The following is a 15,832-nucleotide window of genomic DNA, read 5'->3' on the forward strand; positions in this document are numbered from 1 at the left end:
GGCCATGGCTACCGCACACCGCTCTTTTGCCGTGAAGTGTCCTGGCCGAGCCAGCGCAGCGTTGCCCGGAGCACGGCAGGGACGTTGGCGCCCTCCGCCAGTTCGGGTTCGGCGGCGACTGTGGCATCAATGGCCTTGAGCGCGTCCCTTTCATTCCAACCGAGGCTGGTCATGGCGGCCACCACCTGCTCTTTCCATTCCATGGCCGGGGTTGCCTGTGCCTGCGTGATGGCCGCGCCCGTGGGTTTGAGCTTGCCCTTGAGTTCCAGGACGATGCGGCCACCAACCTTGGGCCCCACACCGGGCACCTTGGTGAACACCTTGGCGTCGCCGTTGGCCACACCGAGCCTGATACTTTCGGGTTCCAGCACGGACAGGATGGCCAGGGCCAGTCTGGGGCCGATGCCGCTGACGCTGAGCAGCGTGTCGAACACCTCCCGTTCACCCTGGTCGGCGAAACCGTACAGCGTCATGGAATCCTCGCGCACAATCATGGCGGTGGTCAGCGTGGCCTCCTCCCCCAGCCGCAGTTCACCAAGCGTCTTTGGTGTTGCGTGGACCAGCATGCCCACCCCGTTGACGTCAATGACGGCCTGGGCGAGTGACAACGCGGCCACGGGGCCGCGAACAAAACTGATCATTGCAATTGCTCCTGAGGGATGTGGAACTTTTCTGTTCACTCAACAATAGCAAGCATATAGAACATACTTACTAACAACTAGTGCCAGGTGGTGCCCGGTTTTTCCTTGTTCTTCTTCGTCTTCGCCTTACTTTCAGCCGCACGCCAAAGCTGCTGGGCCGCCGTCGAACTTTCATTGCCCTGGGAAAAGGCGCTGCCGCTGCGCCAGGCGTGGGCGATGGCAAGCGCCAAGGCATCGGCGGCATCGGCCGGGCGCGGCGGCTCGTCAAGGCGCAGCAGGCGGGTCACCATGGCCGTGACATTCGCCTTGTCCGCCCGGCCGTTGCCGGTGACCGCGGCCTTAACCTCGGACGGGGTGTGCATGGTGACGGGGATGCCGCGCCGGGCGGCGGCCACCATGACCACCCCGGACACCTGGGCAACACCCATGACGGTGCTGAGGTTGGTCTGGGCGAAAACGCGTTCAATGGCCAAAACATCGGGCTTAAACGCGTCCAGCCACTGGTCAGTTGCTTCCGCGATGACCAGCAGCCGGGCGTCAAGGCTGAGTTCGTGGGAACTGCCAATCACGCCCACCCCCACGAGGGTGGCCGTGCGGTTGGCCGCAACGTCGACGACGCCGATCCCACACCGGGTCAGGCCCGGGTCAACTCCAAGGACTCGCAGCGCCTAGTCCTCTTCGAGCGCGGCAAGAACCTCGGCGCTCATGTCGGCGTTGGAGTAGATGTTCTGCACGTCGTCCAGGTCCTCCAGGGCGTCGTAGAGTTTCATGAACTTGCGGGCGTGCTCCACATCGAGCTCCACCTGCATGGACGGGACGAACCCGGCCTCGTCGGACTCGTACTCGATGCCGGCCTCGGTCAGGGCCGCACGGATGGCGGGCAGGTCCTGGGGGTCGGAGATGATTTCAAAGCTCTCGCCCTCATCCTTGACCTCTTCGGCACCGGCTTCCAAGACCGCCATGAGCAGGTCATCCTCGGTGAGCCCGTTCTTGGGCAGGCCGACAATGCCCTTGCGCGTGAACATGTAGGCAACCGAGCCGGGATCGCCCATGTTGCCGCCGTTGCGGCCCACAGCCAGGCGCACCTCGGAGGCTGCACGGTTCTTGTTGTCGGTGAGGCACTCGATCAGGATGGCCGAACCCTGCGGGCCGTAGCCTTCGTACATGATGGTCTGGTAGTCGACGGCCTCGCCCAGCAGGCCAGCGCCGCGCTTAATGGCGCGGTCGATGTTGTCGGCAGGAACCGAGGTCTTCTTGGCCTTCGTGACGGCCAGTTCAAGTGCCGGGTTGCCGGCCAGGTCCGCTCCGCCGCCGCGGGCAGCAACTTCAATGTTCTTGATGAGTTTGGCAAACGATTTGGCCCGGCGGCTGTCAAGAATTGCCTTCTTGTGCTTGGTGGTTGCCCATTTGGAGTGGCCTGCCATGGTTACGCTTCTCCTCTAATCATTCGAATAAACAGTTCGTGGATGCGGCGCTCCCCCGTCACTTCCGGATGGAAGGAGGTGGCCAGCAAATGCCGCGAACGAACGGCGACAGCACGAACTTCTGGATCAATCCTAGCTGTTTGGTCGGCGCTCTGCCCGGTGTTTGGCCCGCCGTGGGGCAGTTTCACGGTGGCGAGCACCTGAACTCCCGCTCCCACACGCTCCACCCACGGTGCCCGGATGAACACCGCATGCAAGGGTGTTTCGGGGTCGCCGGCCGGGGCCAGGCCCTGGAAATGCAGTTCGGTTTCAAAGGAATCCACCTGCCGGCCAAAGGCGTTGCGGCGCACGGTGATGTCCAGGCCGCCGAGGGTTTGCTGCGGGTTTCCTGCACGGTCCGTGGCGGGGTCGGCGATCTCGTTGGCCAGCATGATCATCCCGGCACAGCTGCCATAGACCGGCAGACCCTCCGCGATGCGCTCCATCAGCGGCCCGCGCATGTCGAAGATGCGGCTGAGCTTGTCGATGGTGGTTGACTCGCCGCCGGGAATGATCAAACCTTCGACGGCGGTCAGCTCGCCCGCGCGCCGAACCGGCACCGCAGTGGCACCGCAGTCCTCCAACGCCTTGGCGTGTTCGCGCACGTCGCCCTGCAGTGCAAGAATGCCAATAAGTGGTCCCTTTGATCGGGATGCTGCGGGTTCTAAAGTCACGTTTCCATCATAGGTGGGCGCTATCTCACACCGATAAATTCGCTTACGCGCCGTGACTGGTGGGCGGGAAGTCCTGCGCAAGCAAGTACCATTGTCGGCAGGACTGACGTACTAAAGATGAGGTAAGCAGTATGTGCGGAATTGCCGGTTACTACGGTTATGGGGACGACGAATCCCTATTGCAGCAGATGAATGCGTGCATGGTGCACCGAGGCCCCGACGGCGAGGGCATCTACACGCAGGGCAACGTAGGGCTGGCACACCGCCGTCTCTCCATCATTGATGTGGCCCACGGCCAGGAACCCATGTTCAGCGCCGACGGCGAGACGGTGCTGGTCTACAACGGCGAGGTGTACAACTACCTTGACCTGCGTGCTGAACTCGAGGCACTGGGCCGGAAGTTCACCACCAACTCGGACACCGAAGTTGTTCTGCAGTCGTACGAGGAGTGGGGCGATGCCGCCTTTGACAAGTTCAATGGCATGTTCGGCTTTGCCATCCACGACCGCAAGAACAACCGCCTGGTCCTGGCCCGCGACCACTTCGGCATCAAGCCGCTGTACTTTGCCACGGCCGGCACCACCGAGGCCCCCACGCTGTTGTTCGGCTCGGAAATCAAGCCGCTGCTGGCCGCCAACAAGATCGAGCGCGGCATCGATGAGCGCATTTTGTTCCGCTACCTGCAGTTCCGGATTCACGACGACGAGTCCTCCACCTTCTTCGCCGGCGTGCAGAAGCTCATGCCAGGCGAAAAGCTGGTCCTGAACACGGTTGACACCGAGGCCGGGCCGGCCGGCACCGTGACTATCAGCTCCTATACCCGTTTCAAGGAAGAGCTGGCCGAACTGGCCAAGGTTGAGACCCCGTACTCCCAGGCCGTCATTGACGAATACCGGGAACGCTTCACCGAGGGTGTGCGCCTGCGCCTGCAGTCCGAAGTTCCCGTCGGCACGGCCCTGTCAGGCGGTCTGGACTCGTCCGCCGTCGTGGTGACCATCAACAAGCTGATGGCCGAGAACGCCGCCGCCACCGACTCCCTTGGTGCCAAGCAGCAGACGTTCTCGGCGATCTTCCCCAACTCCATCAACGATGAGGAGAAGTACGCCGACGCCGTCCTGGCACGGTGCGAGGGCAATGTCATCAGCCACAAGATCCTGCCCCAGCCGGGCGAGTTTGTGGATGACCTGGAAGATTTTGTGCGCACCATGGAGGAGCCCATCATCTCCTCTGGCCCGTACGCGCAGTACCAGGTGATGCGAGAGGCCTCCAAGCACGTCACCGTGCTGCTGGACGGCCAGGGTGCCGATGAAATGATGGCCGGCTACATCCCTTACTATTTCGCGTACCTGCGCCAGCTGAAAAAGAATGGCCAGAATGCGAAGCTGGCCAAGGAACTGGCCTCCAGCTCCGATATCCTGTTCCGCCTGGCGCGTTTCCGCATTAAGGGGAAATTGACGCTCAAGAAGGAATTGGGCATTTCCGCCCTGCTGGACAAGAAGTTTACGGCGAAATACAAGTCCGAGAAATTCTCCAACATTCCGGACAACCTGAAGCTGCGCCTCATTGACGACCTGTTCCACAAGTCGCTGCCGGCTGTTTTGCGCTACGAGGACAAGAACACCATGCGTTTCTCCCTTGAGGGGCGCGTGCCGTTCCTGGACAAGGAAGTGGTGAAGTTCCTGTTCAGCCTCGACGATGAGTCGATCATCAAAGGCGGCTGGAACAAGCGGATCCTGCGCGACGCCACCCGCGATTTGCTGCCGGAGATGATCAGCAACCGCCGCAACAAGATTGGCTTCACCACCCCTGAGGCCGAATGGTTTGGGCACATGAAGGAAAAGATTTACGAAATCTTCCTTTCCAGCTCTTTCGGCGCCCGGCCGTATTGGAACCAGGACGCCGTCATTTATGCCTTTGAGGAACTCCTCAGCGGCAAGAGCTCCGGTTCCACCATGGTGTTCTGGCGTTTGATCAACACCGAATTATGGTTGCGCGAATTCTTTGACGAGCCCGAAATCAAGGCCGGCATTGAAAACAAGAGCGACTACATTCCCAATGCGGACAAGCAGCTCGACATCACGGTCCCCGGAGATGCCGGCACGTTCCGCCGCTACCCGCTGCGCACCGAGGTTTTCTACAAGGAAACCGACTTTGACCCGACCGCCATGACGTACGTCAAGCGTTACTTTGACGGCCTTCCCTCCGCGGGCGGCGACCACGGCACGGCCACGGCCGACACGCCCTGGTACCTCTTCGTGTCGGAGAAGATCGTCGCCATGACCCAGGGCCGCTCCATCCCGGTGTGGGACATCAAGGTCAGCAACTCGGCACGTTTCTTCTCCAAGTTCGTCACCCGCAACCCCGGCGGCATTGGCCTGGCCAGCCCCTGGTCCATGCAGTTGGCCATCGACGAGGTGGGCCTGCCCAAGATCATGTACGCCTCCGCACGCTCCGTGATCGGTAAGCTCCAGGGCAAGTCGGGCGTGTTCTACGAGGTGGTGGGCAATAACATCAACGCGATCGACGGCGCCGCCGGCTACCAGGTGGGCACCTCCACCCACTCGGTGAAGTACGCACCCATCGACCCCGATGGTGTGGCCGCGCGCCTGAGCGCCCTGGTCCGGGCATCCGTCCCGGCCGAATTCGCCGCAACCTTTGCCGGCACGGCCATCATGGACGCCAACGACCTCGGCGTGGTGGCCCTGGGCCACGACACCGCCCTGACCAAGACGGTGCTCGAGGATATCTTCCGTGACAACCCGCAGGGCCAGACCACCGAGACGACCCCCATGTCACTGGTGTTCAAGCAAAAGTAGTCCACCAAACCAGGCACGACGGCGGAACCAAGGATCCGCCGTCGTGCCTGGTTAAACCGCTCCCGCCATATACAACTGGAAGATTCATCATGGTTACACTTGCCGACTGCCAACGCACGCAGCACGCCTGGTTCAGGGCGTTGGCGCAGGCGACCGGTGGCAGGGCGTTTTCCACGCACCAGATGGACTGGGTGTGGCTGCCGGAGACGGCGGAGATGCTGTGCATGTTTCCCACCTCGATTACCGTGGCGGGGCTGGAGCCGGCACTGGCCGAGGCCGAGCGGCGCGGGGCAAAGACGGTGGGCGTGTGGATGAATGCTGCCACACGTGAGGGAATTTTGCCGCAGTACCGTTTTGAGCGTGGCTGGCAGCCCTGGTGGATGACCCGGGCGCTGGACGTGGAGTCGGTGGCTGCGGCGAGCGAGGATCCGGACGGGCGGGTGGCGTTGACCTCCGTCCGGGCCGACGAGGTGTGGCTGGCCACTGCCCGCCACGGCGAGGAATGGGCGGGGCGGTCCTACGCCTATCTGCCGCCGGAGCAGGGCAAGAAGCATGTGGCGGGGATCTTTGACATGGTTGTGGCCCCCGAACACCGGAGGACGGGCATCGGCACGGCGTTGCTGAACCGGCTGTCCGAGGCCGCGTTCAACGCCGGCGCGGAGGACCTGATGCTCAATGCCACGCCCGACGGCCAACGGCTGTACCGGCAGCACGGATTTGAGCTGATCGGCAAGGGCCAGACGTGGTGGTTCCACCCGTCCCAGGCAGCCTAGCTCCTCTCTCCCACGCCAATCCAAACGCTCCTGCAGATCCGGGGCATTCTTTCCCAACGCTCCTGCAGATCCGGGGCATTCTTTCCCAACGCTCGCGCACTCAGGTCTAACCGTGGATTGCGCTGCCCAGCTGCCAGGTTTCTTCCTGGGTGGCGGCGGCAAAGGGACCCCGGGGCCCAGCCGTCGGAACGCCGATGACATTGGACAGGGCGTGCAGGGCGCCAATGGCGTGGGGCATGCCAGCCAACGATTGCGCGATGGTCTGCAAACGCGCCAAGCTTGCACCCTGCAGCCCACCTGCACGGGCCAGGCGCCATACGTTTGCGTACTCGCCCGGCAGCAACCCGGCAAGACCGGTGTGCCATGCATCAACCTCGGGCAGTTCCGCCAACAACTGGACGTCGGAGCTCAGCCCGATTGAGAAGGCCTGCCCCACAGCTTCCCTCAACTCCCGGACCCGGCCGGCAACATTGTCGCGCCGCATAGTGTCCTTGACGGCCATCACGCGGGCATTGGCTGCCAGGAACGCCAGGGTTGCCGGGCTGACATCAAATTGGGTCTGGGCCGGCTTGTTGTAAAAGCAGATCGGCAGGGCCGTTGCTTCGGCGACAGCCATGAACAGCACCCGCACTTCCCTATCGGAGAGCGGCAGGTAGGAGAACGGGGCCAGCACCAGGCCGGCGGCACCTGCGCGTTCGGCATCTTCCGCCAGGCGGACGACTTCCCGCGTGGACGGCGCGCTCACCGCCGTGTACACCGACAAGATGGATTCCCGCGAACCTTCCGAAGTGCCAACCATGAGTGCTGACTCCACCGCTGTTTGCACCACGGACTGGCGCTCGGCACGGTCGAAGGTCACTCCTGCACCGGACGTGGCCAGCACGGTGACTCCCGGTAAACCCGCGAAGGCCGTGTTGCGCACGAGGTGGGCGAAGGAAATCAAGTCGGGCTCTCCGTCGTGCGCCAGTGACGTGATGGGATAAGCCACGAGGCCGGTGAAGGGCTGTGTCACGTTGTCAATCCTTTGGGAAAAGTGGGAGTCCAGGCACCGTTGCAGGAGTGTCAGCCAAAAATGCCCCATAGCTGCAGGAGCGTTGGGGAAAAATGGCCCACAAGTGAGCGAGCGTCCGGAAGGGGCGGCGCTGCAGGGGCTTTCCCCTGCAGCACCGCACCTGGTGTTACCAGCCGCGCTCGGACAGCCGGTGCGGTTCGGGGAGGTCGGCGACGTTGATGCCCACCATGGCCTCGCCGAGCCCGCGCGAAACGTCCGCAATGACGGACGGGTCGTCGAAGAACGTGGTGGCCTTGACCACGGCGGCGGCACGCTGGGCCGGGTTGCCGGACTTGAAGATGCCGGAGCCGACAAACACGCCGTCGGCGCCGAGCTGCATCATCATGGCGGCGTCGGCCGGGGTGGCGATGCCGCCGGCGGTGAACAGGACCACGGGGAGCTTGCCGGAAGCGGCAACTTCCTTGACGAGTTCGTACGGGGCCTGCAGTTCCTTGGCCGCAACGTACAGCTCATCCGCAGGCAGTGCCGCCAGCTGGGCGATCTGCGTGCGAATCTTGCGCATGTGGCCCGTGGCGTTGGAAACATCGCCCGTGCCGGCCTCGCCCTTGGATCGGATCATGGCCGCGCCCTCGTTGATGCGGCGCAGCGCCTCACCGAGGTTCGTGGCGCCACAGACGAAGGGAACCTTGAAGTTCCACTTGTCGATGTGGTGCTCGTAATCTGCCGGGGTCAGCACCTCGGACTCATCCACGTAGTCAACGCCCAAGGATTCCAGCACCTGGGCTTCAACGAAGTGGCCAATGCGGGCCTTGGCCATCACGGGGATGGACACGGCGGCAATAATGGCGTCGATCATGTCCGGATCGCTGGCGCGGGACACGCCGCCCTGGGCACGGATGTCGGCGGGGACGCGTTCCAGTGCCATGACGGCCACGGCGCCGGCGTCTTCGGCAATCTTTGCCTGCTCAACGTTGACAACGTCCATGATGACGCCGCCCTTGAGCATGTCGGCCATGCCGCGCTTGACCCGGCTGCTGCCGGTGACGGGTGTTACCTCGGGTGTAGACACAAAAAACCCCTCTGGGAAGGAACGGTATATGAGAGCCTGCGCACGTGATCCGTGACACCGGCAGCCTCAGTCTATTCCGGGGCCCAGAGGGGATAAAAACAAGTGTTACTGTCCGTTATTGCTTTCCCGAGGGAAGGCTTTCCGCCAGCGCCTGGCGCCGCACCGTGCCGATCCTTTGGAACACCGTGACCAGGCTGGCGATGGCCAGCAGGACAAGCACGACGGCGAGCACGGCTTCGGGGATGCCGAGGCCTACCAGCCCGGTCGCCACGAGGACGACCACGAGCCTGTCAGAGCGTTCGGCAATGCCGACGTTGGCGGTCATGCCAAGCCCCTCGGCCCGTGCCTTGGCATAGGAGACGATTGAGCCCAGCACCAGGCATGTCAGTGCCATGGCCGCGATGAAACGGTTGTCACCGCCGGTGTAGAACCAGATGACAATGCCGGCAAACACGGCGCCGTCCCCTACCCGGTCAAGGGTGGAGTCAAGGAAGGCGCCCCACTTTCCGGAGCGGCCGAGCATCCTGGCCATGAGCCCGTCAACAATGTCGGAGAACACAAAAACGGTGATGACCACGGTGCCCCAGAACAGTTCACCCAGCGGGTACCCGATCAGGGCGCCGGCGGCAACACCCAGGGTGCCCACGATGGTCACCGCATCGGGTGAAACCTTCAGGCGCACCAACAGGGCGGCGACGGGGGTGAAGATCGCGGCGAAAAGTGCCCGCGCATATTTGTTAAGCATCGTTCTTCTCCGACCCGTCGGGAGCAGTGGACGGCACGGCCGCCCACGCTTCCGACACCTGTTGGCGGACATCAGCCAGGGTCTGGGTGATGGCCTTCGTCCCGGCGATGATGGGCATAAAGTTTCCGTCGCCACCCCACCGCGGCACAATGTGCTGGTGCAGGTGCGCGGCAATGCCGGCACCTCCTGTAACACCCTGGTTCATGCCAAGGTTGAAGCCCGACGGATTGGCCACCTGGCGAAGAATCCTCATGGCCTGCTGCGACAGGGCGGCAAACTCGGCGGTTTCCTCAAGCGTCAGGTCGCTGTAGTCCGGCACGTGGCGGTACGGGCACACGAGCAGGTGGCCGGGGTTGTACGGGTACAGGTTCAGCACCACATAGGCCAGCTTGCCGCGGTGGACAATCAGGGATTGCTCATCGCTGCGTCCCGGCGCCTCACAAAAGGGGCAGCTGTCCTTTGCCGCAAATTGTTCCTGCCCGCCCTTGACATAGGCAAGCCGGTGGGGCGTCCAGAGTCGTTGAAACGCATCTGGAACCCCGGGGAGTTCAAAATCATCCACAACGGGCTCCGGCGCCCCACCAAAGTTGCTCACGCCGTGCGGTTCCTAACCGCGTCAACAATGCGGCGCACAGCCTCTTCGACCGGCACGCCGTTGTCCTGGCTGCCATCACGGAAGCGGAAGGAGACGGCGTTGGCGTCGGCGTCGTCACCGCCGGCGATCAGCACGAACGGGATCTTGTCCTTGCTGGCGGTGCGGATCTTCTTGGGGAACCTGTCGCTGGAGATGTCCACCTCGGCACGGATGCCAGCGCGCTTAAGCTGGGCAACGACGTCGAACATGTAGTCATTGAAGGCCTCGGCAACCGGGATCGCCACGACCTGCACGGGTGAAAGCCAGGCCGGGAAGGCGCCCGCGTAGTGCTCGGTCAGCACGCCCATGAAACGCTCCACCGAACCAAACAAGGCGCGGTGGATCATGACGGGGCGCTGGCGGGTGCCGTCAGCTGCCTGGTACTCCAGCTCGAAGCGCTCGGGCAGGTTGAAGTCCAGCTGGATGGTGGACATCTGCCAGGTGCGGCCCAGTGCGTCCTTCGCCTGAACGGAGATCTTGGGGCCATAGAATGCGGCGCCTCCGGGGTCTGCTACGAGCTCCAGCCCGGATTCGCGTGCGACGTCGGCCAGCGTCTGGGTGGCTTCTTCCCACACGGCGTCGTCGCCAACAAACTTTTCCGGGTCCTTCGTGGAGAGCTCCAGGTAGAAGTCGTCCAGGCCGTAGTCCTTCAGGAGGGACAGGACAAAGTTCAGGGTCTCGGTGAGCTCGTCCTTCATCTGCTCCTTGGTGCAGTAGATGTGGGCGTCGTCCTGTGTCATGCCGCGCACACGGGTCAGGCCGTGGACCACGCCGGACTTCTCGTAGCGGTAGACGGACCCGAATTCGAACAGGCGCAGCGGCAGTTCACGGTAGGAGCGCCCGCGGGAGCGGAAGATCAGGTTGTGCATGGGGCAGTTCATCGGCTTGAGGTAGTAGTCCTGGCCGGGCTTGCGCACCGTGCCGTCCTCATTCAGCTCCGCATCAACGTGCATGGGAGGGAACATGCCGTCCCGGTACCAGTCCAGGTGGCCGGAGACCTCGTACAGGTTGGATTTGGTGATGTGCGGGGTGTACACAAAGTCGTAGCCGGCCTCGACGTGGCGCTTGCGCGAGTAGTCTTCCATCTCCTTGCGGATGATGCCGCCCTTGGGGTGGAACACAGGCAGGCCCGAACCCAGCTCGTCGGGGAAGGAGAACAGGTCCAGTTCGACGCCGAGCTTGCGGTGGTCGCGCCGCTCGGCTTCTGCGATGCGTTCCTGGTACGCCTTGAGTGCTTCCTTGGAGGGCCAGGCCGTTCCGTAGATGCGCTGCAGCTGCTGGTTATTCTGGTTGCCCAACCAATAAGCGGCGGAGGTGCGGGTCAGCGCGAAGGCGTTGGAGATCAGCTTCGTGTTTTGCAGGTGCGGGCCGCGGCACAAATCGCACCAGAGCTCTTCACCGCTCTTGCGGTCAATGTTTGAGTAGATGGTGATGTCACCGGCACCAACCTCGACGTTCACGCCCTCAGCGGAGTCGCCGTCGTTCTTCTTGCCCAGCAGTTCAAGCTTGTAGGGCTCGTTGGCCATGGCTTCGCGGGCCTCGTCCTCGGAGACGACACGGCGGGCAAACTTTTGGTTCTGGTTGACGATCTTGAGCATCATCTTCTCAAGCGTCTTCAGGTCTTCGGGGGTGAAGGGCTCGGCGACGTCAAAGTCAAAGTAGAAGCCGTCGGTGATGTACGGGCCGATGCCCAACTTGGCGTCGGGGCGCAACGCCTGCACGGCCTGGGCCATGACGTGCGCGGTGGAGTGGCGCAGGACATCCAGGCCGTCGGGGGAATCGATGGTGACGGCTTCCACGGAAGCGCCGTCGTCCAGGACTGCGGCGAGGTCCTTCAAAACCCCGTCAACGCGCATGACAACAACGTCGCGGCGTTCAAAGAACAGCTCCGCGCCGGTGGTGCCTGTGGCCACCGCAGTCGTCTCGCCGTCGACATTAATGGTGATCTGTGTATCCACTGGCACTGGTAACTCCTTGATTTGTCATGTGCGGCTCCATGTTTAAGCAACATACGGGGGTTGCTGTGAGCCTCTTCGATGGTATCGGTTCGCCGGGGCCGCAACCAACACGGGCGGTGCTGGCATTATTTTCAGCTGTTGGCGAGTGCGGCACCGGCTGCCGCGCCGCGGGCGCCCACAGCACCGGCTGGCACGGGCAGCGAGTCGGTGTTTTGCAGATCCCAGGCCTCCAACGCCTGTACCGTGATGCCGCGCGGGCCGGTGCGCCGGGTCAGCCCCCGGATCAACAACATGCGGGTGCCAAAGAGCAGCGGCCCGGACTTTTCCTGGGCTTCGGTGAAGAAGACGGTGTCAACACAGCCCGTGCCGTCGTCGACGCTGATGAACACAACCCGTTTACCACCGCGCATGGGCGGGGTTTGGGTGGCGATCCGCACGCCCGCCACCAGAACCTCGGTATTGTTGCGCAGCCCCAGCAGTTCCTCCGCCCGGTGTACGCCCAGCCTGTCCAAAAACGGCGTGTAGCTGCCCATGAGGTGCTCGCTGACGTCCAGGGACAGCAGATCCAGTTCGGTGCGCACCGTCTCGGCCAGGCCGGGGGCCGGGTGCTCGGCGGGCAGGGAGCCCAGCTCCACGTCCTCCATGGGCAGGGCGAGCTGTCCGATGATGGGTTCGCTGCGTTTGCTGGCCTTGGCGGCCGGCAGGCTGTTGATGTGGGCCACCAGGTCGACGCGGTTGGCAGTGTTTCCCGTCAGTTTCTTTGCCTTGCTGTGCAGGGAGTCCAGGGCTCCCAGCTGGGCCAGCCGTTTCAGGGTGGGCCGGCTCAGTCTGGCCCGGTCCCGCAGGTCCGCAAGGCAATCATAGGGTTGGGCTGCCAGTATCCGTTTCAGCTCGGTGCCCGACAGTCCGTATACCCCGGCCAGGGACAGCCGGATTCCTGTGGCCCCTTCCGTTCCGTCTTCTGCGTGCGTGCGTTCGGCCCGGTACTCCCCGGCGCTGGCGTTGATGTCCAGGGGCAGGATGGGGATGCCCATGCGCCGGGCCTCCGCCACCAGGAGGCGCCGCGGATACATGCCGGGATCGTGTTCCCACAGTCCGGTCAAAAACTCGGCCGGGTGGTGTGCCTTCAACCAGGCCGACTGATAGGTGGGTACGGCAAAGGCCGCCCCATGGGCCTTGCAAAAACCAAAGCTGCCAAAGGCCGCCAGCGTCCCCCACACCTCGTCAATGACCGACGGTGCGTAACCCCGGGCTGCGGCCTTCTCACGGTAGTGCGCCTCCACCGCGGGTTCCACGGCGGGGTTGCCCAGCCCGCGCCGGAACTCGTCGGCCCGGGACAGTGTGCACCCTGTCATGACGTGGAAGGTGCGCAGCACCTGTTCGTGAAACACGGTGACCCCGTGGGTCTCGGCCAGGACGGGGACCAGATCGGGATGGGGGTAGTGCGGCACGGCAAAGCCGGCCCTGCTCTCCAGGAACGGTTTGACCATGTTCGACTGCATGGGGCCTGGCCGGAACAAGGAAATATCGATGATCAGGTCATTGAACTCCGTGGGCGCCATCTTGCCCACCAGCTCGCGCTGGCCGGGCGACTCGATCTGGAAGCAGCCCAGCGTGTGAGTGCTGCGGATCAGCTCAAAGGTGGCTTCGTCGTCGAGCGGGACGGCGTCCAGGTCGATGGCCCCGTCCGCGGCGATGAACGGGGCGTCCGGCGCGTGCCCACCCTGGACGGCAACCTCCTCCCGTGAAGGGTGCAGCCGGATGACCTCCCGCACTGCATATGCCATGGCGCTTTGCATGCGCACCCCCAGCACATCCAGCTTGAGCATGCCCATGGCGTCCATGTCATGTTTGTCGAACTGGCTCATGGGCAGCCCCATGCCGCTGGGTTGCACGGGTGTGCGGTTCAGCAGCGAGGAGTCCCCCAGAATCACCCCGCACGGGTGCATGGAGATGTGCCGCGGCAGGGAGTCGAGGCGCTCCGTGAGATCAACCAGGAGGTCAAGCTGGGCGCCGCCGCCCCTCCCACCCCCGGTGTCGGGATCACCCGAGCCGGCATGGTTGCGTGACTGCTGGACTTGGGCGGCAAAGTCCCGCAGCTCCGGCTTCTCCTCCAGTGCCTCCCTGAACGACCGCGCGGAGAACCGCCACAGCTGCTTGGCGATCTGGTCGATCTCCCCCCGGTCCATGCCCAGTGCCAGCCCGGCATCCCTGACGGCTCCGCGGGCCCGGTAACTGTTCTGCATGCTCATCAAGGTGACCCGCTCGGAACCAAACCGCTCAAAGATCCGCCTGTACACGTTGTGCCGTTGTGCGCTTTCCACATCGAGGTCGATGTCCGGCAGGGTGGACCTGTCACTGGACAGGAAGCGTTCAAAGAGGAGGTCATTGGCAATGGGGTCCACCGCGCTGATGCCCAGTAAATAGTTGACCAACGACGACGCGCCGGAACCTCGTGCGGCCCGGCGCACCCCCATGCCCCGAATCATTTCCGAGACCTCCGCCACGGTGAGGAAGTAGGAGTCAAAGCCCAGTCCGGAAATGGTTGTCAGCTCGGTCTCCAGCCGGTGGCGCACCGCCTGGAGTTCATTTCCGTGAAGCCCGGAGAAGCGCTGGTTCAGTCCCGCCTCGGTGCGCTGGCGCAATTCCACTGCGGCAGGGCGGGTCAGGCCCAGCACCTGCGCCTCAGGTGTTTTGGGGGTTTTCCAGCCGAGGTCGGCGGCAGGATCGAGCCTGCACTTATCAGCCAGTTGGGCGGTGTTGGCCCACAACTGCCCCAGTTCGGCACTGCCGTAACCGCCCTGATACATGATTTCCTGGGCCACTGCGGACATTTGGGCGGCGCCTTTAAGCCAGGCCTGCCCTGTGGGCTGCAGGTTGTTCAGCTCGTTCAGTGAGTCCAACGGGGCAATGTTGCGGGCCGCGTCCAGGACATCCGCTGTGGGCGCATCCTCCTCCCGGCTGTAGCGGACGGCATTGCTCAGCACGGCGGGCACATCCAGTTCCTGCGCCAGCTTCAGCATCCGCACGGCATGGGAGGTGCTCATGGGTGCGCCGGGGGTGCTGAGGTGGCTCACAATTTCAACCACCAGCGACCCTGCCGGCATGGCGTTGCGCCATTGCAGGAACTTTGTCCGGGGCAGCAAGTATTTGCGTCCGCTCAGGGCCCGCCCCACGGGGGAGGCAGGTCCCAGCAGCACAGTCAGCGCCGGTTTGCCGCTGTCCGCATCCAGCACGCCGGCAGCCAGTTGGTCCAATGTCAGCCCGACCAGTTTTTTGGGCTGGTCGTGGGCGACAGAAATCAGCCGACAGAGGGCGCCGTAGCCGGTTCCGGGCGGCAGGAAAGCCCCGCCATGGGCAAGCACCACCACCCGCCCTACCGATTGCAGCCCCTCCGGGCCTTCTTCAAGGACAGCCAGGTCAACACCAATAATGGGATCAATGTCTGCCTCCATGCAGGCCTTGACATGCTTGATGGCCCCATAAAGGCCATCCCTGTCGGCAATGGCCAGGGCGTCACCGTCCGCAGCGGCAGCCCGGGCCAGCTCCTGCGGCCACGACACACCGTAGTGGGCGCTGAAGGCGGAGGAACTGTGGAGATGGACAAAGTTACGCACCGTCCAACCCCTGCCACGGATCGGCGTCGTCGTCGGCAGCGGCAGCGGCGGCGTCGGCGTCGGCGTCGTCGGAAGCGGCAGCGCCGTCGTCGGCAGCGTCATAAATCTTGATGGCCCGCCACCGGTCGGCGGGACGGTAATGCACCACGTCAAGAGTGAATCGCTGCCCTTCTCCGCCACTGAGCACCAGCCGCCACATTTGGGTGTCCACGGTCCCCACCCCGGCGCCCGGCGGGAGGCGTTCATCACTTTGCCACCAGGGCCGCCGTTCATACCAGCACAGTGGCTCCGGCTCGACGTCGTACAGCACCCCGCGCCACGAAAGCTGCACAAGCGCCCCCTGCGCCGAATACACAACATCCACGGCTTCGCTGAAGATGCCCATGCAGATGCTCCATTCCCAGCCGGCAGTGCGTGCCGGCGCAAACAG

The 15,832-nt window shown here is 63.7% G+C and carries 13 protein-coding genes; 2 read left to right on the top strand and 11 right to left on the bottom strand.

From position 1 onward, the window contains the following. Positions 1-8: 8 nt before the first annotated feature. The 4 genes from ruvA to pdxT form a co-directional block, all read right to left on the bottom strand. Complete coding sequence (ruvA, locus tag art_RS04595) at positions 9-641, bottom strand: Holliday junction branch migration protein RuvA (protein WP_038462760.1); 633 nt, start codon at positions 639-641, stop codon at positions 9-11. A 77-nt stretch (positions 642-718) separates the two neighbouring features. Beyond that, complete coding sequence (ruvC, locus tag art_RS04600) at positions 719-1,306, bottom strand: crossover junction endodeoxyribonuclease RuvC (RefSeq protein WP_038462762.1); 588 nt, start codon at positions 1,304-1,306, stop codon at positions 719-721. A 3-nt stretch (positions 1,307-1,309) separates the two neighbouring features. Beyond that, positions 1,310-2,065 (bottom strand): YebC/PmpR family DNA-binding transcriptional regulator, encoded by a 756-nt coding sequence (locus tag art_RS04605; protein WP_038462764.1) that lies wholly within the window; start codon positions 2,063-2,065, stop codon positions 1,310-1,312. A gap of 2 nt (positions 2,066-2,067) precedes the next feature. Further along, positions 2,068-2,778, bottom strand: a complete 711-nt coding sequence (pdxT, locus tag art_RS04610; protein ID WP_038462766.1) for a pyridoxal 5'-phosphate synthase glutaminase subunit PdxT — start codon at positions 2,776-2,778, stop codon at positions 2,068-2,070. Between the two features lie 131 nt (positions 2,779-2,909). Between pdxT and asnB the strand changes: the two genes are divergently transcribed. Next, positions 2,910-5,594, top strand: coding sequence for an asparagine synthase (glutamine-hydrolyzing) (gene asnB, locus art_RS04615; protein ID WP_038462768.1), 2,685 nt, complete (start codon positions 2,910-2,912; stop codon positions 5,592-5,594). 89 nt (positions 5,595-5,683) lie between these two features. After that, positions 5,684-6,367, top strand: coding sequence for an N-acetyltransferase (locus tag art_RS20815; RefSeq protein ID WP_052136001.1), 684 nt, complete (start codon positions 5,684-5,686; stop codon positions 6,365-6,367). Positions 6,368-6,473: 106 nt separating this feature from the next. On the opposite strand, the gene art_RS20820 is transcribed toward art_RS20815, so the two are convergent. From art_RS20820 to art_RS20825, 7 genes are all read right to left on the bottom strand, one after another. Then, entirely contained in the window at positions 6,474-7,379 is a 906-nt protein-coding gene (locus art_RS20820; protein ID WP_052136002.1) for a dihydrodipicolinate synthase family protein, read from the bottom strand. 166 nt (positions 7,380-7,545) lie between these two features. Beyond that, the gene (gene pdxS / locus art_RS04630) at positions 7,546-8,448 is read right to left on the bottom strand and encodes a pyridoxal 5'-phosphate synthase lyase subunit PdxS (protein ID WP_038462771.1); all 903 of its coding nucleotides are present in this window, start codon (positions 8,446-8,448) and stop codon (positions 7,546-7,548) included. A 115-nt stretch (positions 8,449-8,563) separates the two neighbouring features. Next, the gene (gene pgsA, locus art_RS04635; protein ID WP_038462774.1) at positions 8,564-9,193 is read right to left on the bottom strand and encodes a phosphatidylinositol phosphate synthase; all 630 of its coding nucleotides are present in this window, start codon (positions 9,191-9,193) and stop codon (positions 8,564-8,566) included. Further along, complete coding sequence (locus art_RS04640) at positions 9,186-9,788, bottom strand: HIT domain-containing protein (protein WP_052136003.1); 603 nt, start codon at positions 9,786-9,788, stop codon at positions 9,186-9,188. The genes pgsA and art_RS04640 overlap by 8 nt, the downstream gene beginning before the upstream one ends. After that, a complete protein-coding gene (gene thrS, locus art_RS04645) occupies positions 9,785-11,791 on the bottom strand; it encodes a threonine--tRNA ligase (RefSeq protein WP_038462776.1) in 2,007 nt (668 codons plus the stop codon). Before thrS ends, art_RS04640 begins: the two co-directional genes overlap by 4 nt. 125 nt (positions 11,792-11,916) lie before the next feature. After that, entirely contained in the window at positions 11,917-15,402 is a 3,486-nt protein-coding gene (locus tag art_RS04650) for a DNA polymerase III subunit alpha (protein WP_253901475.1), read from the bottom strand. Further along, positions 15,395-15,787, bottom strand: a complete 393-nt coding sequence (locus art_RS20825) for a hypothetical protein (protein WP_253901476.1) — start codon at positions 15,785-15,787, stop codon at positions 15,395-15,397. Before art_RS20825 ends, art_RS04650 begins: the two co-directional genes overlap by 8 nt. Positions 15,788-15,832: the final 45 nt, after the last annotated feature.

The sequence above is a fragment of the Arthrobacter sp. PAMC 25486 genome, assembly GCF_000785535.1.
Lineage (GTDB): Bacteria > Actinomycetota > Actinomycetes > Actinomycetales > Micrococcaceae > Specibacter.